Origin of the sequence: Leptospira gomenensis, assembly GCF_004770155.1 — a bacterium.
Lineage (GTDB): Bacteria > Spirochaetota > Leptospiria > Leptospirales > Leptospiraceae > Leptospira > Leptospira gomenensis.
On sequence record NZ_RQFA01000026.1, the window covers coordinates 155519 to 180616 of the forward strand.

The window sequence follows — 25098 nt, forward strand, 5'->3', positions numbered from 1 at the left end:
TTTACGAGACCGTTTTTCTCGTCCGATACGATTCCGTTTTAGAATACGACGCGTTTACGCGCCGAGTATTATCTTAATCGGAGCGGTTTGTTTTCGTCTTAAAGCCGGACTTGAGAAACTTTTCCAGTTTGGGTCGCACCACATAATGACAGTAAGACTGTTCCGGATTAGTCCGATAATAGTTCTGATGATAATCTTCGGCGGGATAAAATTCGACTAAGGCTTCGATCTGAGTAACGATCGGATTCGAAAATAAGGACCGTGCTTTTTCGATCGCTTGCTCCGCGATTTTTTTTTGTTCGACGGTATGGTAAAGAATGATCGAACGATATTGAGTGCCTATGTCGTTTCCTTGCCGATTCAAAGTCGTAGGGTCGTGACAAATCCAAAAAATATCCAGGACTTCCCCATACGATACGATCGAAGGGTCGAAACGTATTTGTACGACTTCCGCGTGTCCCGTGCTTCCGGAACAAACCGAACGGTAATCGGGATTTTTTTGATGCCCCGCGGAGTAACCGGAGACGACCGATTGTACTCCTTCCACCATCTGATAAACCGCTTCCAAACACCAAAAACAACCGCCGCCTAAAGTCGCAAGTTCCATACGATTCTATTCGATACGAAGAATCCAAGGTTTCAAGAATTAAACCGAATTCCGCTTTAGATTTTGATCGAAACCGAAAAGACCAAAAATTTTTCCTCCTTCGATTTCGTTTTATGATAATCGAATACGGGATCATACGAGCGGAAATATCTTCCCTCCAAACGGATCATGGAATTTTCGTCCGGGATATAATCGAAACCCAGTGTCGCACCCGAAGTAAGGAAACCGTTTTTCGTACCGGTTTGTATGATCGTTTGGTCGGGATCATACATACGTTCCAAACGGACGGAGGTTCGGAAGGTTTCCACGGGCTTCCACGTCATCCAAAAAGTTCCTATATACCATTGACGATACGCGTTCACCCCCGGATCGGGTACCCTTTGTATTCCCGCATCTCCTGAAATCGCCAAGATGAAATATTCGGACAATTCGTATTGGATAATTAGATTATTATAATATCTTGTTTGTCTGCGCTCGCGATCGGGGGCCTCGTTTCCGACGAACGTATTGTGTACGATCTTAAGACGGTCCGCGATCTTGTATTCGATTTGTGTTCCTATCGCTTTGTCCCGATTGGTTTCCACGATATTCGACCATCCGTTCATAAGATGAAGTTGAAACGAGAGTTTGTCCGAATATCGATAGGAGAATCGTATTCCGCTGGAATAATAGGGAACGTAATCCAAGGCCAAGGCTCGCGTGTAATTCCAGTTGGAATGGGAGATCCAACTTTCCAAACCGATATTGCCGAAATAAATGCCAGCATCCATCCATAGATTTTTCCAAAGACGGATTCCCGCATACGCTTCCTGAATGTTTCTCACCGAAAATTGATTCGAATTCTGATCCGAATTCGGTTCGTTTTTGTAGTTTGCGTTGACGGAAGTGCCGAATTGTAGCGCTACCCTTCCGCGATAACGGTCGTTTTCGATTTTGGCGTCCACATACGCTAGGTTTACGTTGAATTCGTCCCAACGCGAAGGTTGGGTTAGATATCGGTTTTCGCGCGAGGATCCGCGATACGGATTGTGCGCGTAATAAAAGTCGGTGAAAAAACCGAATTTCGGAATCGGTTTTTCCGGTTTCGATTCCTCATTCTCCTTTTTGGGAACCTCGTCCGTCTTTTCGTTTTGTACGTTTTGCTCCGAATGTATTATAGAATTTGAATATTCTTTCTTCTTGATCCCGGTTTCGGAAAAGGTCGATTGGAACGCGATCAGAGTCAAAACGAACAACGTCGGAATTACATTCGGAAAACGGAATTTTCGACCGAATCTTTTCGGTTCTAAACACGCCGCGACTTCGGAATGTTGCGGACCTTTTTTTTGTCTCATACGTATATAATAAAGAATTCCAGTTTGATACTCAAGTGGCAAGGTCCGGAAACGGCGTAAGATTTCCGCTCTTTCGGTTAAGAAAGAATTAGGATTATAAAATCTGGATCCAAAAAATCCAGCCAAAAAGAAACTCCGAACCCTGGGAGGGTTCGGAAGAGAGGGAAAACGGTTTTTAGAATTTCGTCATATAACCGAGACTCACCACGAAGTGATGTTTCGGTAAATGTTGCTGTTGGTAGGAATTCAGCAGATGACTTTTAGAGGCGGCGTCTACGGGAAGCGATTGGATCAAGGAGGCGACCGTCTGGTTGTACGTTCCGTGGATTTTGGAAGGATCCGTCACTTTGCCGTCGTTTGCGTCGTTATCGGAAGTTACGCCGGAAGGTTTGGGATAGACTCGGTCGTTGTCGAATAGATATTGATCCGGTCTGTAAACGTCGCTGACGCTTACGTTCACGTCCTTAAAGTTTAACTGTAGTTTGGCGGTGATATCCGTTACGCCCGATCTTCGATCCGTGTTGTTGTTGAAATACTGGTAACCGACTTGAAACGAGGGATTGAATTTCAAATCGCCCACCAAACCGTATTCGTGACTTACGGCCGCCCTATGATGACTGTTGCCTTGATTTATTCCGTTGGTTTCGGAGGAAAGACGGTAGTTGGAAACTATTTCCGGTTTCAAAAAAGCTAATATAGAAGGTTTCCATCCCAGCGTATAGTTCAAAAGACTTGCGTTGGACGGATAATTAGCGCTGTTGACGATCAAAAACCCGGTGAAAAACTGGCCGATCGAAGTGTTCCATTCGTACACGATCTGTCCGATGAAGTAATCGCGTAGACCGTTGTTTTCCTTTCTAGGTCGCACCTGGTTGGGATCGAAGGTAAGGTTGCCCGATTCCAGGGCTTTGATCGCTTTGTCGGATTGGTCCGGTCCTCCCGGCGAAGACTGATAAAAAAAGTCGTTGTCCGTATTCGACCGACCTATTAGCGGATTAGCAATAATTAAATTTAAACGGAAACCGGGAATCGGAGTATAAAAATTTACGAACGTTCCCAAAACCAAACCTTGAGAAAAACCTCCGTAGGATTCGTTGTTTCTCCGACTCAACCGTTCGCCGAAAAGACTGTTACCCAAAACGAAGACGTCGTTCGCGATCGATTGACTCAAGCCGAATTCGGGCTTTTTCTCCCGGGACTTAGGAAGTTCCTTCGGATTATCTTCGGGAATTCCGGAAGGAAGATCCGGGCTTTGTTTATCCTGGCCCGTTAAAGCGTAAGCCGATAAAAAAAACAAAGTCAAAAGGAAATAAATTTTTTTCATGCGGTACCTGCGGTCGAAGTTTTTATAGGATCCGTTTTAAATTTGCCGAATCGGGAATTGACGATGAGGATTCCGGCGATCACGACGATCGCTCCGACGATGTCGAGAGGGTTCGGAGATTCTCCGAGAAACCAAGTGGTGAACATGGCGACGATAGGAATCAAATTCCCGAATACGGCGGCCTTATCCGGTCCTAACTTTTGAATTCCGTAATTCCAAAAAAGATAACTGAAAAACGTGGTGAACACCGCCATATAAAGAATCGCCATCCAGGCACTGGTCGGAATATCGTCGGGGTTAAATCTGAATTCACCCGATACGATCACGAAACACACCAAGGATATCATACCGAATAACGACGTATAGGCGGTAGTTTGAATTGCGGAAACTCCGGAAAGATATTTTTTGATTCCAACGGAATACAAACACCAGCAGAACACGGCTATAAAAAGGTGGAGAATTCCTCCGCTTTCGAGTACGTTTCCAACGGATTGCAGGTTTCCGTCCGAAATAACCGTGATCACTCCGACGAAGGAGATGAAGGTTCCGAGATATTGATTCCAACGAATTTTCGTTTTTAAAAGAAAAAGCGAAAGAAATACGGTAATGGCGGGCCCGAACGCGGCGATGATCGCGGCGTCGATCGGAGACGCTTTTTTCATCCCCAAAAAGAAAAAGGTGTTAAAACCGAAAACTCCTCCGATTCCCAAAAGAACGAATACGATCAGATTTTTATATCCTACGCGTAGAAGTTTTTTGTCCGAAAAAAACAGAAACAAAAAGAGCATGGCCGAGGCGAATAAAAAACGGACTGCGCCGGTTTGCGCCGGAGTAAAAGACTGTAACGCGTGTTTGGTGACGTGAAAGGTTGTTCCCGTAAAAAAGGTAAAAGAAAGTAGCGAAAGGTATGGTTTGATTCGGGTCATTGAATTAGGTTTCTCCGTTTTGTGAAAGAAGCGTTTCGTATTCGCGCAGTTTCGATCTGGTAAGTTTTATCATGATTTCAAGATCCTTTTTTTTCTCTTCCAAGGTTCCTAGGTGCGAGGTCAAAATCCTGATTCTTTTGTTCAAAGGTGGTTTGAAATTCTCCCCTTGGGAAATTTTATCCAAGATACAACCTTCTTTGATGAACTCCTTGATATCCTCCAGCGGCATGTTGATTTCCTTCAAGGTTCGGATCAGTCTCAGATATCTGATTTCCTTGTCGGAATAGATTCTGTCTTTTCCGTGAGAACGTTCCGGTTTAGGGAGAAGTCCCATCTTCTCGTAGTATCTAAGAGTGTGCGGAGTAAAGTTTGTGATCTCGGAAATTTCCGAAATGCTGAGTTTTTGATTCAAAAGATTCCCCCGATTTAAATCCATTCTACAGCTTAAAGTTAGCTCTAAGTCAAGGTCGGAATCGAAAAAAAATCCGAAATTCGGAAAATAATCCGCGTAATACGATCGAGGCCGATATCCGAAATACGACTTCGGATTAGCGGGAAGTCCGTTTTTCGGGGAATGAAACGTATTCAAAAAGGAATCAAAGCGGAATTATTTTTTTGTTATATTCTTATGACACAGAAATCTACCCCTTCTTTTAAAAAATCCGACCTTTCTTCGGGAAAGTTACCCGAAATCATCGAGGATCGGATGCTCGTAAAACAATCGTATCGGGATCTTTTTTGGAAAGCGTATCGATCGAAAAAGAAAAAGGCTCCCGCCCAATTTTTGGATCAATTCGAAAAACTCTACGGCTTTCGTCCTCCCGAAGAGGTTTTGGAATGGGAAAACGTTAGATTCGCTTATCAACAGATCATGTATAACGTAAGCGATATCTGGAACATGATCGATCACGAAGGAGGACTTCAATCCGACGACGAAGAAGAAGAGGAAGATGCGGAATACGACGCCGACTACCAACCGGTTTCCTTTCAGAAATTTCTGATGAAAAAAGGTCAAACGGTCGAAGACAAACTTGCGTCGCTCATCGGGTCGTATGACGGTCTTATGTTTTTATTTACGGGGGTGGCGCATTTCGGTTCGGACGGAGGAGGCGACAGTTGTTGGATCAATTTGCTTCCTCATGCAGAAGGTTCCGCGGAAGTACATCGTTACAATCATGAAATCGGAGAATTGGAGGACGAGCCCTTCTTTTCCATCAGTCATTTTATCGCATCCAATTGGTCCGCAGATCGGGACGATTACGACGAAGATTACGAGGACGACGACGAGGAAACTCCCGAGCCGATCCTGACGTCCGCATTGTCGAATTCGGTTTTGAAACAATACGAAACCGACGCGAATAAAAAATACGCCAAACGACCCTTTTACACCAAGTCCCTGGATTTGTTCGAACGTTCTTCCTGGCTCCTCGGACATTCCTACGGCGATCCGGCGTTCGCATACGCGGAGAAACTCGCTTCCGCTCCGACGTTCAAGGATTGGGAGAACGAAAAGAAAAGTCTGGAGAAATCCCACGTTTTGGCCGCGTATTGGATTCTCGCACATTACTTTATGAAAAACGAAAACGCTTGTCGCGAAGCGTGTACGATCTCGAAAAAACTTCCCGGTAAAATTCTTCCGGCGCTCGCCAAGGCCGTATTATCGTTGTTAGACGGTAAGTCCGATTCTTTGGGAAGGCTGTCCCTGAAAAAACTCGAGGAACTTCGGGAACAGACGTTCCGTAACTGCGATCCCAAACAGATTCAACCCGAAAACCGAAACCTTTTGGAACAAGCCACCGGGCTTGCCGGAAAGAAAAAAATCTCCTCTGCAGATCTGAAAAAAAGGATTCAAAAAGGGGAAGATCCGATGGCGCTCGTCGAGGAATTTTCGGAGGACGTGGATACGCACGATTTTCTTCTGAAGGAAATGGGAAAAAAGGATCAGAAGTTCGGTAAACTTGTGGAAGAATACTTCCGCGAAAGGACTTCTTCCAGCTATAACGAATGGCCGTATAACAACGATAAGCTGGACGAAAGACTTTCGCTTCCGATTTCGGCCGCGTTTAGGCAAGGATTGAACTACGATTCCGAAAACAAAAAGGCGTTCGCAGGAATCATAAAAACATTAGGAAAATTTGATGATCTCAACGCGATGAACGCCTTCCGCGACGCGATACAAAAACTCAAACAGGACGATAAACGTCTGGAAGAAGTGATCGCTTGTCTTTTACAAAGCGATCGCGACGACGCGCTTTCGATTTTGACGGAAGCGGCGTGGAAATTTTTCGAAACCTTGGACGAAGCCCTGGAAAAGAAAAAGAAGGTGGAGAAGGAAGGTCCGAATTTGAACAACATCTTCACCGTCTTCAGTTATCTGCAACAAGCCCTGAACGAGCGTCTTCTCGTGGGTGACGAGGAGGCTGGCAAACTTGCCGGAAAGGTTTTAACGTATCGTAACAACTTGGGTATGTTCGGAATCGCTCTGGGATATTCCTTTGCGGTCTCCGCAAAATTGGGTTTTAAGGAGAATCTGGATTATATCCGTACGTATCTCGAGGCCGGCGTCGGTATCAAGGGAAGCGGACGAGATTCGTATCTTCAATTCCATCAACTCGTAAATTTATCGGAAGGTTCCATCGCGTGGGCGGTTTTGGATCCGGAAACGGCTAAGTCCGGATTGAAGGATTTATTGGAACGCGCGGAGAAAAATACGAGTCCCGGAATTGCGATCGATCTACAGGCTTGTTATCTTTCCGGGTTGCTCTTTTTGGAGCCGGATCGCGAGGAATGGATCCAATTGGGCCATCGAATCCTGGGAAACAAGGGAGAGGAATACCGGGTTTACGGTCCGATCCGCGCGGTGGGAAAGGCGAAGATTCAAGCGTTGAAACCGCATCTTTATTATCACGTTTATGCGGATCCGGATCCGATGGTGGATTATACCTGGACATACATCGAACACGCTGCGAGACACGCGTGGATTCAGTTGACCGGTAAGGAACTTCCTCCTTTCGACGATGACGACGAATACGCAAATCGCCTCGCGAAAAATCCGAAGGATCTTCCCGCTGCGATTTTAAAACCCGAAAAATACAGTATTCAACACGTATTCCAGAATATTAGGGAAAAGAAATATAAGGATCCGGACGTGATCAAAATCGGAGGGCCTTGGCTGGAGGAATCGTTGCGTTATTCGACCGACGAATACCGATACGGAGGGAACTACGATCGTTGGGAGGCGATGAAGGCGCTTTTTATCCAGGGTCTTCCCGCAATTCCTTCCTTTGCGAAAATATTAGAACTTCCTTATGCAAGATCGGATTGGAAACTTTATACGCTTCAGTTTATGAGATTTATCGAACCGGAAAGCGGGAAGTGGGAAAAGATTCTTACCATGGACGCGGAGGAAGTTCAAAAAATCGTGGATACCAACCCGCCGGAATGGGCCGCGTGGGGGGATTTATTGGCCGCAAAACTTTTTGTATCGCTCGGAAAAGACGCTTTTGATTCCGTTTTAAAACTCGTCAAAAGAAGATTGGGATACGCAAGTCTTCACAGTTATTCTTCTTCTTCGACCGAAGAGGCGTTGGCGGCAAGGCTTCCCGCCGTCCTAAATTGGTTCGGAAGGGACGGAGAACAGGCCATCGAAATCCTTTGGAAAGCGGCTCCGAAAGAATCCGAAGTGAAATATATCCTGGATTCTGCGGCGAAAAAATCCGGAGACTCTGACTGGAAAAATCTACCTGAGTTATCGGATGATGGAATTGAATTGGAACAATGGGTCAATGGAAGAGATTATGGTCCTCGGTTTTGGATTTCGATTCATCCGAAAGAAATCCGTTTCGGTATCGAGGAGTTCTATCTTCACAGTATTTTGGAGAATTCAAGAGCGGAATCCGGTTTGAATTCTTCGGTTTGGAAAGATCAATTTCAGTCCAAGGCGGAGGAGCTTTGGAAAATGTCGCAGGTTTTGGGTTATCAAACCGCTAAAAAGAAGGTGAAGAAAAAACGCTGAGCCTATGTCGTCGTACGGGTCGGAACTCCGAAGTAGGAGGTTCGACCGGTGCGGCGTTTTTTTGTATCTTTCCGCTCCTCTTAACGGATCAACCGGTTTTCGAGTTTCATTCTATCGTTTGCGTCGGTAATTTCATCGAAAAATTTTCGTAAATGTGGGAACTCCCCCAATTTTCCTTTTCCGTTCCTTTCTCTTCTTATAAACTGGTGGAATCTCCGGAGGTTCCATGATCCAGAACAATTACTTTTCCGACACACAAGATATCCAAGATCACTTCGAACACATTCTTCCCTGGACGGAAATTATTCTCGATTATGAAAACGAGTTTTCGGACGCAACCGAAGGAGGTCCTTCCAATCCTTCCGAGGCGAAAGAATATTATAAAACTATTTTAGATACCGTCGGTGATTTGGCGGGAAATATCCTTTCGCCGCACGTCGCAGAGTTGGATCGCACCGGACTTTCGTTTAATGACGGTAAGGTGGAATTCCCTCCGAAGATGATAGAACTCGTCTCGAAAGTCGTCGATGCCGGCGTACAAGCCTACGGCTTTTCCAGAAAATACGGCGGCTTGGGCGTTCCCTGGACGGTTAAATCCTTCATCTCGGAAATTTTTTATAGAGTAGACGCGTCACTCGCCATTGCCGTCGGATGTGTGAATCTTGCGGAAATCCTCGAACGTCACGCTTCGGAAGAAATGAAACGGGAGTGGATTCCGAAGATGACCGCAGGTGAATACGTCTGTGCAATGGGGTTGACCGAACCGGATCACGGCTCCGACCTTCCAAATTTAAGAACGAAAGCCACGAAACGCGAGGACGGAACCTGGCTTTTAAACGGAACGAAACGTTTCATCACACATGGATGCGGTTTTGGAGATGTTCCGGCTATCCTATTGACTTTGGCTCGTTCGGGAGAAGTCGGATCCGGAGCACGCGGACTTTCCTTTTTTCTCGTACGAAGTACGGACGTGCAGATCGCCGGAATAGAAACCAAACTCGGACTTCATTGTTCTCCGACTTGCGAAGTCGTTTTCGAAAATTCTCCGGGGATTTTAATCGGGGAAGAAGGTTACGGGCTCGTAAAATATACTATGGGAATGCTGAACGGAGCCAGAATGGGAATCGCACAACAATCCACGGGGCTCGCAACCGCAGCATATTATGAAGCTCTAAAATACTCTAAAGAAAGAATTCAATTCGGAAAACCGTTGATCGAAATTCCCGCCGTCAAAAAGATCATGGACCGTTTGGAAAGGGAGACTCTTGCAATGCGTTGTCTAACGTTGGAAGGGTCCAGAGTGATGGACCGTTATTATTGGAGAGCGCTTCGCCTTGAAAAAATGGGAGCCTCCGAAAAGGAAGCGAAGAACGATACAGTGGTTCGCTATTGGGAAAAGATCGCGAACGTGCTTACGCCGATCAGTAAGTTTTACTGTTCGGAATCCTGTTTGAAAGTCGTCAGCGACGCCCTTCAGGTCCACGGTGGCGCCGGTTATACGGAGGATTATGACATCGCAAGAATTTATCGTGATGCGAGAATCACGACCATATACGACGGAACATCCCAGATTCAGATTAACGCCAGCATCGGCGGTATCACTTCCGGGCTGACGCATACGTTCGGCGAATATCTAAGCGAACTTGTGAATCAATCGGATTCTTCTTTGGCTCGTAAGTTGTTTCACGGATTCCAAGAGCTCGTGTCTCTTTATAAGGATCTTCCGGCAAGGGAAGACAGGGATACGTATGCGGAAGAAATCGTAATGACTTGTTCGCGCGTTCTTGCGGGAGTTCTTTTGGAACTTTCCTGCAGAAGAATACCGGAAGAAAGAAGAAACGCACGTCTCAAACACGCAAGGAACTATCACCTTGATACGCTTTCCGTACTCGAAGGAAATCTCGCGAAGTTGAAGGAAGCGGGCGGTGTTCCCGTTTAGGAGGAAGAAAAAAATACCCGCTAAGTTTTCAAAACCGTAGAGGCCGATCGAGTGAACGGATTCGGCTTCGAATCGGATAAATTCTAGATCGGATCCGTTTTATCTTAAATTCTTGACGGAAACCGGTCGTCTTCCATTCTGGATCCATTATGAGCCTTTAATCCCGCCTCAAAACGTGGAATATTCCAATTCTAGAATATTCTAATTTTATTTCAAATTAACCCATAACAACGAACCGCTTTCTTTTGCGGAGGTATATCTATGACAAAATCGAACCCGAATTTATTCGGCCCGGACCCTTCTACCCCTCATCCATTTCCTCAATTTCCTAGGATCGGATTTTTAAAGAATTTCATTCGATCTCAGTCGATCGAAGTAGGCGATTATACCTACTACGACGATCCGAAAGGGGCTGAGAATTTCGAAACCGAAAACGTGCTCTACCACTACGACTTTAGTGGAGATCGGTTGATCGTCGGTAAGTTTTGCGCGCTCGCAACAGGAGTGAAATTTATCATGAACGGCGCCAATCACCGGATGAATTCGTTTTCCACGTATCCGTTCGCTATTTTCGGAAACGGCTGGGAAGTCGTGATGTCCCGTATGCAAAATCTTCCCCACAAAGGGGATACGATCGTAGGAAACGACGTTTGGATCGGAACGAACGCGGTAATTTTGCCCGGAGTAAAAATCGGCGACGGAGCGATCGTCGGCGCCTATTCCGTGGTCGCACGGGACGTTCCACCGTACACGATCGTAGCGGGAAATCCCGCTCGCCTGATTCGAGATCGATTTTCAAAGGATACGACCGAAAAACTTTTGAAATTACGATGGTGGGATTGGAGTCCGGAGAAGATAACGAACTCGCTGGAGTTCCTAACGTGCCTGGATTTCGAAACTTTGGAAAAGTTCGTTTAACAAAAAAATCCGCTAAAGGGAAAACGTTATTCTTCCTTTTTGCGGATGCAGGTCGTATTTTTTCGATCGAAAGGATTTATCACCCGCTCCGAATTCGTGATCCATTGTTTTCCAGTTTCGGGGCAGTGATAAAGAACCGCTCCGGATCGATCGTGATAGCCGATCACCCGCTGCAACAGGATTACGAGTTCCGAGTAGAATTTTTGTTTCGTTTTTGAATTCGTCGTCTTTCCGAGTTCACGAACGATCGGAAGCGCCTTTATAAAAACCTCGGAATCTCTTTCCTTTTCGCCTCCTTTTTCCAAAAGTTTTTCCAGAGTTTCCGTAACCACGATCCCGTCCTTTTCGAGTTCGATCCGATCCGTAAGTTTGGAAAATTCCTCCAAAACGAAAGTAGGTTTTCCTTTGTGTGCGAACGAAGGACGGAATGAAAGTAAGACCATCGTTACTACGGAAAATTTAAGAATTTTAAACTGCCAATTCATCGATGAGAGTATAACCGAGTTCGCATAAAATCGAAAACAATATTACACGTTGAAACGTATAATTCCGATCGAAAAAAAATTCCCTCTTTTATAGGATCGTTCCACACGGATTTCGGAACTTCCGTAAACGAAGGACATTCCTTAAGGTAGAACGTAAATTCTGAATCCGTATTCTTCTTAAAATCTAAAAAGGAGCTGATATGAAATACCAATTAGCGTTGATAACGGGCGCATCGGGAGGATTGGGAAACGAGTTTTGCAATCAACTTGCCGCGGCCGGTAGCGATTTGATCGTAACGGATTTATCTTCGAGTTCCCTCAAGAAACTTCGGACCGAATTGGAGACAAACTATAAAATCGCGGTCCATACGATAGAGGCGGATCTTTCTATTTCCGAAGGTCGAGATAAAATCCTATCCTACGTAACGAAGAATCGGTTAACGCCGGATTTATTGGTCAACAACGCCGGACTCGGTTATATCGGAGACTTCGTAAACGAACCGGAATCCAGCTTCCTTACGATGATTCGAGTGAACGTGGAAGCGTTGACCGAGATGACTAGAAAAATTCTTCCGATTATGATCGCAAACGGCAAAGGAAGAATTTTGAATCTCGCTTCCACCGCGTCCTTTCAACCGGTTCCTTATTTTACGGTCTATGCCGCTAGTAAGGTTTTTGTTTTGTATTTTACGGACGGATTGAGTTTCGAACTCAAGGGAACGGGAGTCAGTGTTCACGCAGTTTCCCCCGGACCGATACGAACCCCTTTTTTCGGAAAAGCATTTCCGAAAGGTTTTAGATCTCCGGATCTATTTTGGCTGACTCCGACTAAGGTGGTAACGACCGCCCTCGCCGGAATGGAGAGAGGAAAAACCGTCATCGTAGTCGGTTGGGTAAATCATATTCAGAAAATTTTAACTTCGATTCTTCCGAGAAGGTCGGCGGCTTGGATCGGATCGATCGTCTTCTCCGTCGGGAAAAGCAGATAGAATTAGAATTATGGAATATTCTTTTAGACTCCGTTGCTGGCGGTCAGAAGAATCGGTTCGTTTTCGGTAACGACGATGGTATGTTCCTGTTGGGCGACGTAACTTCCGTCGCTGGTTACGAGCGTCCATCCGTCCGAAGTTTCGATTGCGATTTCCGATTTCGTGGAAATGAAAGTTTCTATCGCAAGCACCATTCCTGATTTTAATTTCTGGGAATATTTTTTGTCTTCATAACAAGGGATGTATTTCGGAGCTTCGTGAAGACTTCCTCCCGTGCCGTGTCCCATTAAATTTTTGATCACGGTAAAACCGTGCGATTTCGCTTCTTGGTGGATCGCTTTGCCTATGTCGCTGATACGATTTCCCGATTTGGCGGCCGCCAAACCTTTGTAAAGAGAGGTGCGAGAGCAGTTTACGAGGGAATCGAATACGGGATGTCCCACGCCGAGAACGAAGGAACTTCCGTTGTCTCCGAAATATCCGTCCAACTCCGCCGAAACGTCTATGTTTACGAGATCGCCGGCCTTGAGTATTTTTTTGGAGGAGGGAATTCCGTGCGCAATTTCGCGGTTTACGCTGATACAGGTGGTTCCGGGAAAATTGTAGGTTATTTTCGGGGCTGATTTCGCGCCGTATTTTGCAAGCAAATGAAACCCGAAGTCATCCAATTCTTTCGTGGACATACCGGGTTTTGCGAACGCCTTCATTTCCTTCAATACGAGTCCAACAATCCGGCCGATTTTTTTGAGTCCGACCAAGTCTTTTTCCGTTTCTATTGACATAAGATTTCCTTATCCAACGTTTTTCTGGAAGTTCAGAGGGTCAAACCCTTCCTTTTTAACAAATCTAATTTAAGAATAGGAAAATTCATTTTATAATTAAGTCGTTTATAATCCATTCGGATTATCTATCGACCAGTTTTGCCTTTTTTTCATTCTCGCTCGAAGAATCGTCCGAATCACTTCGTCTCTTTGTAGAAATTCCGAAAAGAAGCGATACAGAATGGTGCCAGAATCTCCTAATTTGCTCAATCATATTCAGCCGATCGATTATTCCAGAGGGCAGATCATTTTTCGCCAAGGGGATCCTTCCAAGGATCAGATGTTTTTTATTTCCAAAGGTTCGGTCGTTTTATCGGAAACTGTAGACAATAAGGAAAACGCGATTTGTAGGATCGGAGAAAATAATTTTTTCGGTGAAATGGCGCTTCTCACCGGCGGACGAAGGACCGCCTCCGCGATCGCGGCGACGGACGGAGTCCGATTGATTTCTTTGGATAGTCGTATCATGGAAAACATGATTCAAAAAAATCCTAAGTTCATGTTTCGGTTGTTGCTCACTGCGGCCAGTAGGCACTACAGGGAAGAATTATATTTTTCTAAATTACCTCGCTTCGTCAAAATCGATCCGTCTCAGCTTGAGTTTGCGCAGGATTATGAGAATTGCAGAATTCACAACCTCGGAGTTATTTCCAGAATTTACGGTCACCTCAGCAACTATTATCCGCCAGGAAAATATCTGTTTCATTCCGGCGAACCCGCTTCCGAAAAATTATGGTTCGTCCTTCAGGGGAAGTTGGTGTTGTGTAGAACGACTCGAGACGGTGTGGAATCCGAAGTCAGGGATTTTCATCCGGGAGATCTACTGGATCTTTCTTCTTTGATCGGATCCAATCCGAGGGTTTTTTCCGTTAAGGCCGTGGACGACGTCGCCGTTATGACTTCGATAGACAGAAATCTTTTGTATCGAGTGTTGACCTTAAACCCGAAACTTTTCTTCAACGTTTTTAAAACGATCGTGTACGACTTTACGATTCTCAGTCAATGTCTCAAGATTAGTAAGGAGGCGGAGAGGAACGTAAATTCCACCGAAACCGTATCCGCGGTATCCGTATCTCCCGAAGTTTCTTCGGATTCGGAATACGTCAACGGAGAAGGTTTGGATCATCTCGCCGAGGAGGCTTCCAAAGCTAGCGAGGAGCCTTCGGAAACTTCGAACTCCCAATCCTCCGAACCTACGGAAGCGGCGGCTAATTCCTAAAACCGAAAAACAAATCTTCGGAAGGATCCCGTTTGCGACCGGTCAGAAGAAACGTATCGATTCTTCCTTTGCCTTTGATTTCGACGTCCTCGCGTTTTTCCAAATGGAATTCTTCCGAGATCAACTCCGCCGTGCTCGGAGTCACTTGGATTTGTCCGCTCAAGCCGTGCGATTCCATTCTGCTGGCTACGTTTACCGCATCGCCCCAAATGTCGTAGATGAATTTTTTCGTACCGATGACTCCGGCGACCACGGGACCGGTGTTGATTCCGATACGCATGTCCAATTTGAGATTGCCTTCTTTGATTCTGAAACGCTTCAACAGATCCATCATTTCCCAAGCCATATGAGCAATCGCTAATGTATGATCCTTTCTCGGTTGGGGAAGTCCGCCTACAACCATGTAAGCGTCGCCGATCGTTTTAATCTTTTCTAATCCGTATTTTTCCGCCATCAGATCGAATGCCGAAAAAACCTTGTTCAGGATGCGCACCACTTTTTCGGGATGAAACTTCCCCGCGATTTCGGTGAATCCTACTATGTCCGCGAATAGGATCGTCGCCTCGCTGAAACTTTGTGCGATAACGGAGCTGTCTTTTTTAAGTTTGTCCGCGATCGTCTTCGGTAACACGTTCAGCAAAAGTTTTTCCGCTCGCTCCTGCTCTTTTTGTACTTTTGCGTAGGCCTTTGCAAGTTCCTTTCTGGCTTTTTCGTTTTCGTCGAGGGTGTTTCGAACCGTTCCCAATACCTGATTATAACGATCCGCAATTTGACCCACTTCGGTAAACGGCTCGACTGGAACGTCGTAACTCAAGTCGCCAGTTCGTTTTTGATGTTCCATTACGAGAAACAAATCTATGAGTTCGGTGGTCGCTTTGTGTTCCGAGATGTTTAAACCTTGGTATTCCTCTTCCGGATCGACTCTGAGTTTGAAATAACGATTGATGACTGAGAAAAACAAAAAAGAAGTTCCGAACGCGAACGCGCCTATGGAAGCGACTCCGATCAGTTGGACTTGTATTTGTCCCCATCTCGTTAAGCCGGAATTCAATATCTTAAGATCTCCGAAGATTCCCACGCAGATCGTTCCAAAAACGCCCATGCCGAGATGTACGGGCACCGCACCGACCGCGTCGTCTATTTTAAGTTTTTCTAATATGTCTTCTATCGGGGAAACCAGGATTCCGGCGATGACTCCTATCATACCGGCTTCCAGAGCGTTTACGACGTTTGCGCAGGCCGTGATCGCGACCAAACCTCCGAGCGAACCGTTCAACGGTAGAACCGCGTCCGGATATCCTTTTCTGAACCAACCCACGAATAAGGCCGAGAACATAGCGGCTCCCGATGCCAATACCGTGTTCAACAAAACGGTCGGAACGTGTTTGTCGAAAGCCAGCGTACTACCTCCGTTGAATCCGAACCAACCGACCCAAAGAATGATTCCACCTAACATCGCCAAGGGGAGATTACTTCCCGTAACTTTTCTAGGAGGTTCACCCGGGACAAATCTTCCGGCTCGCGGGCCGACTACGATTAGAAACGCGAGCGCGACCCAACCTCCGACGCTATGTACCACCGAAGATCCCGCGAAATCGCGGAATCCGATTACTGATAACCAACCGTGGGTTTCGGATTGATACAAACCGGACCAGACCCAATGACCCGCGACGGGATATATGAATCCGGAAATAAGAATCGTGGAAATCACGTAGGAAATAAATTTCAATCTTTCCGCGATCGCGCCGGAGACGATCGTGGCCGCGGTGCCGCAGAATACCAACTGGAACAAAAAGAATGCGGGACTCCATATATCGTCGGGAGGAAAAACGGGAAGAAACCAGGAAGTTCCGAAAAATCCCTTCCAGGAAGATCCGAACATTAATCCGAAACCTACGAACCAAAAAAGTACGGTTGCGATTCCGAAGTCGGCTATGTTTTTGATTGCGACATTGATCGAGTTTTTAGCCCTCGTCAGTCCCGATTCTAAAATTAGAAATCCTCCCTGCATCAACAGAACCAATCCCGAGCAGAGTAAGATCCAAAGAACGTCCGTAAGTGTTTTTTCAGTCGAGCCCATAAACATCAAATGCATGCATATATCCTGTAAAATTGAATCCCAAATTTTTCTCTTTACGAATCTTCGTTCGGTATCCGCGTTTTAAGGACGTGCAAAGGAAAGTTTCCGTTACAAGAACCGCACCTTATTTAAGAAATTCTTATGTCCGTGTTAAAACGAATTCCCAGTGATAAGAAACAAGATGCGATAACGTTGTAAAACGATTTCTGAAAATCACGCGAGTTCATCGGAACTGCTATGTTTACGACGGAGAGACTATGATTAAAATTGAATACGTTTTTTATCTGTTAGGTCGTATCGAATACAATTTGCGGGTTCTTTGGATGATTTGTTCACTTCTTCGGCAGGATCAAAAGTATCCTACCTTCCGAGTTGATTTTGCCGGCCGCGGATTCGGCCGTTTCGCCGGTACCTAAGAAATAATCCAAACGACCGTGTCCTTTGATTTCCGAACCTCGGTCGTGGACGAAGACGATTCGGTTTACGGCGTATTTAAGAGGAGATCGAAAGCTGAGTAGCGCCGGTAAACCCAAAGGAATTGCCGGGTCCATCGCGACGGAACGTTCCGGGATCAACTCGATTCCTCCTCCTCCGCGCGGAGCGAAGGATTCCCTTTTGAAAAAAACGTATCTAGGATTCTGCAGAATCGCGTCTTTAACCTCTTTGGGAAATTCCGAAATACAGTTTCGAAGATCGGATGGAATCAGGCTTTTGCAGATTCCTTTCAGAGATTCTGCGGGACTGCGATATTTTCTTCCGTTATCCGCGGAATACGTTATGCGAAACGGAGATTGGCCGGGGATTTTAACTTTGGCGGAACCTTCCAGCTGAGCCAAATGCAGATCGACGATCCTGACATACGCTAACGCGGAGGTTTTCCCTTTCCATTCGGAATCCTTATTCAATTCAAGCCGCGTAGGATAAGGTGTAAAAACGTCGTTCTCCTTTTTTACGACTACGTTATCCGATTTTTTTTTTTGTAAGAAAAGATCGGAAGGAGTCTCCAATACGGGAAATTCGAATTCACCTTCCGGATACCTTCTTCCTTCCATAAGAACTTCATAATATCCTGTTATTTTAGATTTTTCGTTTTTTGGACGGGTTTCCAATAATAGAAAATTCTTTTGAAACGCGGTTCTTTTTCGTTCAGGATCCTTTTCCTCGAAAATCCTCTTCAACGTGCGGAGAGAATCGGATAAATCCTTTTTACTATACGTTTCTCCGTAAATCGTAGTTTGCCAGTTTTCGGGAAGTTTTTTTATATAAAACTCGGATTGTCGAAAGGCTTTTTGCAGCGAAGTCCGGTCCGTATCGTGTTCGATGAAAGGATATTCCGAAACGTTACGAAAGCCTTCTTCGTTTAACGGTTCCGATCCTATATTAGTTTTAGAAAAAATGAATATAAGGAAAAGGATCCGAAAAAAACTACGGATCATGTCAGATCGATTCCGGACGAACCATAAGTTTGTATTCGGAAGAAGTCATTCCGATCAGGCTTTTAAAGGATTTTTCCATTTCTCTCGCGGAACCGAAGCCGGCCCTTTGCGCGATCTCCGAACTTTTAAGATTGTTTCTGGTTTTTAAAAGATGTTTGGCTTCCTCTACTCTGAAGCGACTTATATAAATATCGAACGAGGACGTATTTTCGGTTTTTTGAATGTATTCCTCTAACTCTTCCGAAGAGATTTTCAAAATGCTCGTCAGATCCTCTTTGGTTAGGTCCGGATTTTTGAAAATTCTTTCCACCTTAAAAAGGTGGTCGAGACTGAACTGAATCGAGGGAGCTTTCGGGGTTCCGACCGGTTTTTCCAGTTTTTCCTGCAATTGCTGAATATCGTATGCCCGGCTAATCGTTTTTCTTCGGACGAATTTTTCCCGATCCGAGAGGCTGATCATGACGACCACGTAGATCGCGGGAAGTGAAATCACGTAAGCGTGTAGGGAATACTCGTTATACTTGATTAGATCCAAATAATATAAAGTCGTTATCAAAACGCTTCCCGCAATCGGAATTACGCAGAACACGATTTTTTTGGCGGGCGCGAAACTTCCGATAACGGATAAAATCGAGATCAGGATCAACGCCACTACGATTACGAAACTCCAAGAAAACGACAGGACGACAAACGGACGGTTCGCAAAGAACGCCGATAAAATTCCGTAAGCCGTCAGAGCGGTCGCGCTTCCGACCAACGAAAAACGTACGAACTTAGAAGGTGATCCGGGAGATAAAAATTGATAAACGAAATAAGCGGAACACGCGAGCGCGAGGAAGGCGAAAAGGGGAGGGGTAATATTCTGGAATTCTGGCGCATACGGCCAAAGGTATTTATAGCCGTTTGCGAAACACGCCCATCCTTCCAACGATATAAAGATCGAAAAACCTACGATGCTTAGATAGATAGGATCCAGAGTCTGACGATAAACGAAACCAGTCAAAAGGGTTATAAAAAGACTTAGAACGAGAACGAAAAGAATCAATAAATTTCTGAAATAATTTCCTCTTTGATATTCTAAACCCGACTCGAGTAAAAGCGGAAAATTCACGATCGAAGAAGTTTTGATCCAAAGATAATAGAGATGTTTTCCGTCCTTCGTCTCGGAAGGTTCAAGATGAAAAGTCGGATAATAGTCGTCGATGGTTCTTTCCGAATAAGGAAAGCGGTCCCCGGAAATCTGTATCGAAGTTTTGGAAAAAAGCACAGCGGCGTCCAGAGTAACCTGCGGAATACGTAGAAAACAACGGGAGCGCGGATAATCGGTAACGGAAAAACGGATCCAAATTTCGTTTGGAATAAACCCGAATTTAAGAAGCGAGGTTTCCGCTTGCGTATACGCGAGGTTTTCGTCGGGTCCATTCGGAATTTCGTCGTTCGAATCCGAAGCCACGGCGATATCGATTCGTTCGAATCGGCATTTTTCCTCGTTAGGCGAAGCCTCCGCCGAGATCGGAAAATACGAAAGGATTACGAGAAAAAAGAATAAAAGGTGATTTCGTATTAATGTTTTATGTTTTGATAAACGAAGTGGCATTTTTAAAAAAATCGAGTCGAATTTCAAGGGTTTAAAAACCCTAACCTAAGATTGATTATCCTATCAATTCGTATCGCTCCAGTCAATATTTCGAAGGGCTCTAAAATTCTTTTTGTATCGGCGACTTTTTGGACGAGAAGTTTTGGAATCTTACTCCTTCCTCGGTCCGTTTTTTCGGCTAAAACGTAAAAAAGAAACGAAGGTCGGCGTTTTTCCGCCGAAACCTACCGACCCTTTTGCACGGATCGGTTCGGATCATTCGAAATGGGTGATCAAATTTTTCTTGACCAAACTACCTACCGATAGGTAGGTAGTTTTATGAAAGTTTCCGGAGAAACCAGGGATAAGATCGCGTCTTTGGCGAGGGGGTATTTTCAAAGCGTAGGTTTTCAATCCTTCAGTTTTCAGGATATCGCCGACGATTTAGGGATTAAAAAGGCGAGCGTTCATTATCACTTCCCCTCCAAGGAGGAATTGGGGCTCGAAGTGCTGGAAATTTATTATAAGGATTTTGCCGTTTATACCGCGAATTTGAAAGATCGTCCTCCGAGGGTGCGGCTTTTCGCATTATTCAAGTTATACGAAGCATATACCGGCGAAAACGGAAAAATCTGTCCTTTCGGAGTCGTCGGAAGCGAATACTACGTTTTGTCGCAATCGATTCGGGACAAAACTCTCGTGTTGCACAATCAACATCGCGACTTTTTGATTCAAACGTTAAGCGACGGTTCTAAGGAAGGGGTTTTTCTTCTTCCGTTGAACGCTCGGGAGACGGCGGATCTTTTTATGTCCGCGATACAAGGTTCGATGCAGATCTCTCGCATCCGTAAGGATAAGGATTTCTTTCCGAAAACGATCAAAAGTCTTAAATCTATGATTCAAATAAAGGAGCAAAAAAATGCCGTCCACTGATTCCGTTACGAAAGCACAGGAAGAGTTGAACAAGATGACCGAAAAAATGGAAAAGGAATACGGACTCAGTCTGGAAGTTCCTCCCAAATCGTTCAAGGAGATGAAGGCGCAGTTCATCGAGATAGATTCTAAACGGGTCGTAGTACGGTTTCCGTATGACGAGCGTTTTGCGAATCCGATGGGCATCTTTCAGGGGGGGATGCTTTGCACCGCCCTCGACAATACTTTCGGTCCGCTTTCCTATCTCGCCGCGAAAAAACCCTGTGTGACGACGGATCTTTCCACGCAATTTTTCCGAACTTTTTTTCCCAAGGATGAATTCATCAACATCGAGGCGAAGGTGATTTCAAAATCGCCCGCGATGATGACGATGCAGGCCGAAGTAAGGAATCCGAAGAACAAACTCATCGCGATTTCCACATCGAGCGTTCTTATCCTTCAGGATTCCATGTTAAAGAGGATGACCGGAAGACAGGATCAGGAGGATTGACGGAAATCGTATCAAACGGATCAACTGCAGTCGATTTGGCCGCAGTTTTCCCGTTCCTCCTCCGTTTCCAAGGTTACATGAGAAATTCTTAATGTTTTAAGGACTTCCCTAACCTTGTCCTTGATGTTTCTTTGTTTTTCCCAGGGAAGGCCGTTTTTCAAAACGAGATGGGCGGTAAGCGCGTTTTCGGTCGTGCTTAACGACCAGATATGAATATGATGAATATTTAATATCCCTTCGATTGACCTCAATTCCCGTTCCACCGCGTCCGCCCGAATCGCCTCCGGCGCGGAATCCATGCTCAACCTAAGACTTTCACGGAACAAAGGAACGTTTCCGTAAAGGATTACGAGTCCGACCACGATTCCGGTAACGGGGTCGATCCACTGTAATCCTGTCCACTGTATCAGCAGTCCCGATACGATTACGCCTAACGATACCAAACCGTCCGCGAGTAGATGTAGATACGCGCCTTTCATATTCAGGTCGTCGTCCTTCGATTTATGAAAGAGGAACGAAGAGGAAAAGTTGACGACCACTCCCGCGAGCGCGACGAGCGCTATCATTCCTCCCGGAACCGAACTCGGATGTTTTAGTTTTTCATAGGACTCGTAAAAGATAAAAGCGACCGTTCCGAAAATGAGGATGGAATTCAAAAGGCTGATAAGAATCGATGATTTTTTCAATCCATAGGTGAAACGAGGCGAAGGAATTCGTGTCTGTAGTTTGACCGCGATCCATGCTAACAAAAGGGAACTTACATCCATTAGGTTGTGGCCCGCGTCGGAGATCAAAGCGAGCGATCCAGACCAAAGACCGATTCCCGCTTCCAAACCGGCGTAGAGGAGGTTGAGCACAATGGCAACGAGTAGGGTTCTATTTACGTTTCCGGATTTCGCGCCGTGATCGTGATGTGAATGGTCGTGAGAATGTGTGTGATCGTGATGATGTCCCATTTCGTTTTCCAGAAAGTCGAGCTATCGTCCAGATTAGAGTCTATGCGCGAATGTAAACAGAAAAATCGATCCGTTGTTGAGAATGGGTTCTCTGATAACGAAGATCGTATGCTCGGACGAATTTACGTAGAATTAGATTTTCTTAAAGTAGGAACGGAGTTTTCCGTAAAAACCGAAACGATCGGTCGCGGAAAGAATTTTTAGAACAGGATCGGTTCGAACTTTATCCGGAACTTCGGTCGTTTCGACCGACGTCGAACGAGAGCAATGTCTCTTCCAGTTTTGCGATTCGATCCGCGTTTTTTAGGTCCTTGTACGCTCGGATGAGATTCCTGAGATTGCGCGCGTTCCTGGGTCTTCTAATACGAAGTCTTTCCCCCATATCCACGGCGCGATGTATTTCTCCGGCTTTACGCAACATTCTGGAAGCATAACCTAACATACGTTCGTCGGATGGAACCGCGTCCGTATATTCCTGCAGACAAAAGGAAGTTTTGTGGTATTCCCTGGTTCTGAAAAAAAAGAAAGCGAGTTCCTTGATCGCGGATGGATGTATCTCTTTACCGTCGCGGAGTTCGGAAAACATTCTTTCCAGAGACCTGCCGTCTTTTTTCGGAAGTTTGATTTTTTCGTCGTGGCGGATTCTTCCATTCCATTCAATTTTCATAATAGAAAGATCGTCCGTGAGAACGCCTTCGAGATCCAGTTGTCTTTCTATATCCTCCAGATTTCCACCGCATCGTTCCACGATTCTCAGAATTCTAGTTTCGTCGTAGTTCATGTTTTTTCCGCCGTCCGTAGTTTCCACAAGGATGTCGTCCCTTCCGTCGGAACCGTTGAACAATACGTCTCCGGGTAGAAGCTGAAAGGTCTGTACGGAAAGGGTTCCTTCCACGAGCTGCGATCCCAATTTTCTATAGAACACGTCGTCTCCCAAAAAGGACGCGATCCCGTCCCGGTAAAGTATGGAATAGGGATGTTCCGCGTTCATATAATACATGAATCCGGTCTTATCGTCTATAACGCCTAACACGATCGATACGAGCATCGATCCTTCGAAACTTTCGAACACACGGTGAAGTTCGATGAAGGAGTTTTTCAACCATCGTTCCGGATAGAGATCCTTCATAAACGAATCGAATCTGGTTCTTTCTATGATGGATTTAAAAACGGCGCCCAATACCAAAGCGCCACCCGCGCCTTGCATCGATTTCCCCATCGCATCCGCGTTGAAGAACACGGTGACCTTCCTTCCTTTTAATTCGATACTTTCCGTTTTGCAGAGGTCTCCTCCGATTTCGTTGCGGACGTTCTTAAAAAGAAATTCCTTCTTTTGTTTTATAAAGAATCGGATTCGAACGTTGTCGCTGTCCGCGTTGTTTTTGCCCAAAGGATTGATTAAAAGGGAAGTCAGAAAATAATCCCCGTCCTGTTGATTCTTGAGTTTACTCATGACGTCCAGGGTTTCGGAAAGTTCTTTCGTTCTTTCCTCTACGCGATGTTCCAGATTGGAGTTTAGCTCTTCGGTTTTGAGGTGAAGCTCGCTGAAACGTTCCGCCAAAATCGTCGCGATTCCCATCACGTAAATGAAAAACCCGTATTTGCTGAGGGCGATTCCAGTGTTGAGGATCAAAGAATCGACGACGTCGAAGATCGCCGTCGCGGTGATTACGATCGTTCCGAGGAATAGTCTTTTTGCTGAGGGAAGTTTGTGACGGATTCCCCGGATCAAAACGTAGAAATTTACGGGAGCGGCAAAAAAGATCGCGGCGAATTGCCAAAGTCTGAGAAGGTATTCGCAGATATACATCGGAGCGAAAAAGGTGGGGATCGCCAAAAGGACGTTAAACGCGGAATAATACCGTATCATCGGAACAGTTTTTCCGTTAAAAAGCTGACTCATGAAAGTGAAATAACAGGAAACCAGAATATACAACGCTATCAACTCCACTCTTTGAACGATCGTTGTGTCGATTTCGTTTTCGAAAACCGACGAAGATCTCGTGTAGATGTAAAGCCCCAAAAGAAGTGCGAAAACTCCGAAAGAAAAATTGTGTTTTTCCTTCCTTCTTTTTAGGAATAGGAAAAGATGGTAGAGACCGGTGGTGACGTAAATTCCGATCAACATCATTCCGATGCGGTCTTGTTCCTGATGAATTAGTTCTTTATAATATCCTAAATCATATCCCGAGGTCAGATAAAATCCGGTATGGTCGTAACGAGGATCTCCGCTCAATTTGATCAGGATTTTGTTACGTTCGGGTCTGAGGATTTTTTTATCGATTTCGTAAACCTGACCGCGGACCGTTCTGGAAACGAGGACTTTGTCCTTCGAAATTTTTCCCTCCTGCGCGATCCGTTTTCCGTTCACATAAATTTCGAAAACTTCTCCGATTTCTCCGAAACGAATTCCCGGTTCCTGCGAATTCTCCAAAAAACCCGAAGGAAGATCGAACTCGGTATAAAAACTGAACGTGTGAAACGAACTTTCCGGTTTGTAGAATTTGTTCGTCCAAATCGGGAAACGGAGAACCTTCTTCCATTCGTCGTCCGGTTCGAAACTCTCCTCCAGAAATTCCGATTGGAAACGATCCAAAATCCTCCATTCCCGATTTTCACAGACCGATTGAGGGTCGCATCGTTTCGACAAGTCGATCCGGGTTTCGGAGAACAACGAAGCAGGAACGGTGATCGCGAAATACAAAATATATGCAAAAATTCTAAACTGAAGTTTCATTTGATCCGCACCGCGTGTGATCCGTTCGGGAATAAAGGCGGTCCGTTTTTCGTTTTCGGACAATTTTATTTACAGAAGGAAAGTGATCCAACGGAAATCGCAAACCGATCCGTAAAACGAAATCTCGTTTTAGGTCGCGTCCGTTTTCGCGTTTCGGTAATCGCCGTATTTCCAACGACGTTCGAATTCCAAACGAACTCGTATAACAACCTTCGGAAGAATCGAACCGAGGTTTTGTTCGGAACGGATTTCGATTCCCCCCTTTTTTAAGGAAAAATGTCGCGAAATTCCGCATTGAAGTAAACTATTGTTG

19 protein-coding genes are annotated in these 25098 nt (G+C 45.4%); 7 read left to right on the forward strand and 12 right to left on the reverse strand.

Annotated elements, in window-relative coordinates; translation table 11 throughout:
* Positions 1-73 precede the first annotated feature (73 nt).
* The 5 genes from msrA to EHQ17_RS05465 all read right to left on the reverse strand — a co-directional run bounded on the left by msrA (position 74) and on the right by EHQ17_RS05465 (position 4603).
* A complete protein-coding gene (gene msrA / locus EHQ17_RS05445) occupies positions 74-607 on the reverse strand; it encodes a peptide-methionine (S)-S-oxide reductase MsrA (protein WP_135592915.1) in 534 nt (177 codons plus the stop codon).
* A gap of 56 nt (positions 608-663) precedes the next feature.
* The gene (locus tag EHQ17_RS05450; RefSeq protein ID WP_135592917.1) at positions 664-1941 is read right to left on the reverse strand and encodes a porin; all 1278 of its coding nucleotides are present in this window, start codon (positions 1939-1941) and stop codon (positions 664-666) included.
* 175 nt (positions 1942-2116) lie between these two features.
* Positions 2117-3265: a hypothetical protein gene (locus tag EHQ17_RS05455; protein ID WP_135592919.1), complete on the reverse strand. Its 1149-nt coding sequence runs from the start codon at positions 3263-3265 to the stop codon at positions 2117-2119.
* Positions 3262-4191 (reverse strand): DMT family transporter, encoded by a 930-nt coding sequence (locus EHQ17_RS05460; protein ID WP_135592921.1) that lies wholly within the window; start codon positions 4189-4191, stop codon positions 3262-3264. The genes EHQ17_RS05455 and EHQ17_RS05460 overlap by 4 nt, the downstream gene beginning before the upstream one ends.
* Positions 4192-4195: 4 nt before the next feature.
* Positions 4196-4603 (reverse strand): MerR family transcriptional regulator, encoded by a 408-nt coding sequence (locus EHQ17_RS05465; protein ID WP_167882474.1) that lies wholly within the window; start codon positions 4601-4603, stop codon positions 4196-4198.
* Positions 4604-4765: 162 nt separating this feature from the next.
* On the opposite strand from EHQ17_RS05465, the gene EHQ17_RS05470 reads away from it, so the two are divergent.
* The 3 genes from EHQ17_RS05470 (at position 4766) to EHQ17_RS05480 (ending at position 11063) form a co-directional block, all read left to right on the forward strand.
* Positions 4766-8206 (forward strand): hypothetical protein, encoded by a 3441-nt coding sequence (locus tag EHQ17_RS05470; protein ID WP_246057412.1) that lies wholly within the window; start codon positions 4766-4768, stop codon positions 8204-8206.
* A gap of 226 nt (positions 8207-8432) precedes the next feature.
* A complete protein-coding gene (locus EHQ17_RS05475) occupies positions 8433-10145 on the forward strand; it encodes an acyl-CoA dehydrogenase family protein (protein ID WP_135592925.1) in 1713 nt (570 codons plus the stop codon).
* A gap of 261 nt (positions 10146-10406) precedes the next feature.
* Positions 10407-11063, forward strand: coding sequence for a CatB-related O-acetyltransferase (locus EHQ17_RS05480; RefSeq protein ID WP_135592927.1), 657 nt, complete (start codon positions 10407-10409; stop codon positions 11061-11063).
* A gap of 26 nt (positions 11064-11089) precedes the next feature.
* Here EHQ17_RS05480 and EHQ17_RS05485 read toward each other — a convergent pair whose 3' ends face one another.
* Positions 11090-11548 carry a hypothetical protein gene (locus EHQ17_RS05485; protein WP_135592929.1) on the reverse strand — a complete coding sequence of 153 codons (459 nt, stop codon included), beginning with the start codon at positions 11546-11548 and terminating at the stop codon, positions 11090-11092.
* 200 nt (positions 11549-11748) lie between these two features.
* On the opposite strand from EHQ17_RS05485, the gene EHQ17_RS05490 reads away from it, so the two are divergent.
* Positions 11749-12537: an SDR family NAD(P)-dependent oxidoreductase gene (locus tag EHQ17_RS05490; protein ID WP_135592931.1), complete on the forward strand. Its 789-nt coding sequence runs from the start codon at positions 11749-11751 to the stop codon at positions 12535-12537.
* Between the two features lie 23 nt (positions 12538-12560).
* On the opposite strand, the gene map is transcribed toward EHQ17_RS05490, so the two are convergent.
* Positions 12561-13319, reverse strand: coding sequence for a type I methionyl aminopeptidase (gene map / locus EHQ17_RS05495; protein ID WP_135592933.1), 759 nt, complete (start codon positions 13317-13319; stop codon positions 12561-12563).
* 220 nt (positions 13320-13539) lie between these two features.
* On the opposite strand from map, the gene EHQ17_RS05500 reads away from it, so the two are divergent.
* On the forward strand, positions 13540-14577 hold the full coding sequence (locus tag EHQ17_RS05500) for a cyclic nucleotide-binding domain-containing protein (RefSeq protein WP_135592935.1): 1038 nt from the start codon (positions 13540-13542) through the stop codon (positions 14575-14577).
* On the opposite strand, the gene amt is transcribed toward EHQ17_RS05500, so the two are convergent.
* The 3 genes from amt to EHQ17_RS05515 all read right to left on the reverse strand — a co-directional run bounded on the left by amt (position 14567) and on the right by EHQ17_RS05515 (position 19690).
* The gene (amt, locus tag EHQ17_RS05505) at positions 14567-16672 is read right to left on the reverse strand and encodes an ammonium transporter (RefSeq protein ID WP_135592937.1); all 2106 of its coding nucleotides are present in this window, start codon (positions 16670-16672) and stop codon (positions 14567-14569) included. The genes EHQ17_RS05500 and amt overlap by 11 nt on opposite strands.
* A gap of 317 nt (positions 16673-16989) precedes the next feature.
* Positions 16990-18093, reverse strand: a complete 1104-nt coding sequence (locus EHQ17_RS05510) for an MltA domain-containing protein (protein WP_135592939.1) — start codon at positions 18091-18093, stop codon at positions 16990-16992.
* Position 18094: 1 nt separating this feature from the next.
* Positions 18095-19690 carry a 7TM diverse intracellular signaling domain-containing protein gene (locus tag EHQ17_RS05515; protein ID WP_135736152.1) on the reverse strand — a complete coding sequence of 532 codons (1596 nt, stop codon included), beginning with the start codon at positions 19688-19690 and terminating at the stop codon, positions 18095-18097.
* Positions 19691-20008: 318 nt separating this feature from the next.
* On the opposite strand from EHQ17_RS05515, the gene EHQ17_RS05520 reads away from it, so the two are divergent.
* On the forward strand, positions 20009-20602 hold the full coding sequence (locus EHQ17_RS05520; RefSeq protein WP_135591283.1) for a TetR/AcrR family transcriptional regulator: 594 nt from the start codon (positions 20009-20011) through the stop codon (positions 20600-20602).
* On the forward strand, positions 20589-21092 hold the full coding sequence (locus EHQ17_RS05525; protein WP_135591281.1) for a PaaI family thioesterase: 504 nt from the start codon (positions 20589-20591) through the stop codon (positions 21090-21092). Before EHQ17_RS05520 ends, EHQ17_RS05525 begins: the two co-directional genes overlap by 14 nt.
* Before the next feature lie 20 nt (positions 21093-21112).
* Here EHQ17_RS05525 and EHQ17_RS05530 read toward each other — a convergent pair whose 3' ends face one another.
* Together EHQ17_RS05530 and EHQ17_RS05535 are read right to left on the reverse strand one after the other, a co-directional pair.
* Complete coding sequence (locus EHQ17_RS05530) at positions 21113-22048, reverse strand: cation diffusion facilitator family transporter (protein ID WP_135591279.1); 936 nt, start codon at positions 22046-22048, stop codon at positions 21113-21115.
* 223 nt (positions 22049-22271) lie between these two features.
* Positions 22272-24848 carry a SpoIIE family protein phosphatase gene (locus EHQ17_RS05535; RefSeq protein WP_135591277.1) on the reverse strand — a complete coding sequence of 859 codons (2577 nt, stop codon included), beginning with the start codon at positions 24846-24848 and terminating at the stop codon, positions 22272-22274.
* Between the last annotated feature and the right edge of the window lie 250 nt (positions 24849-25098).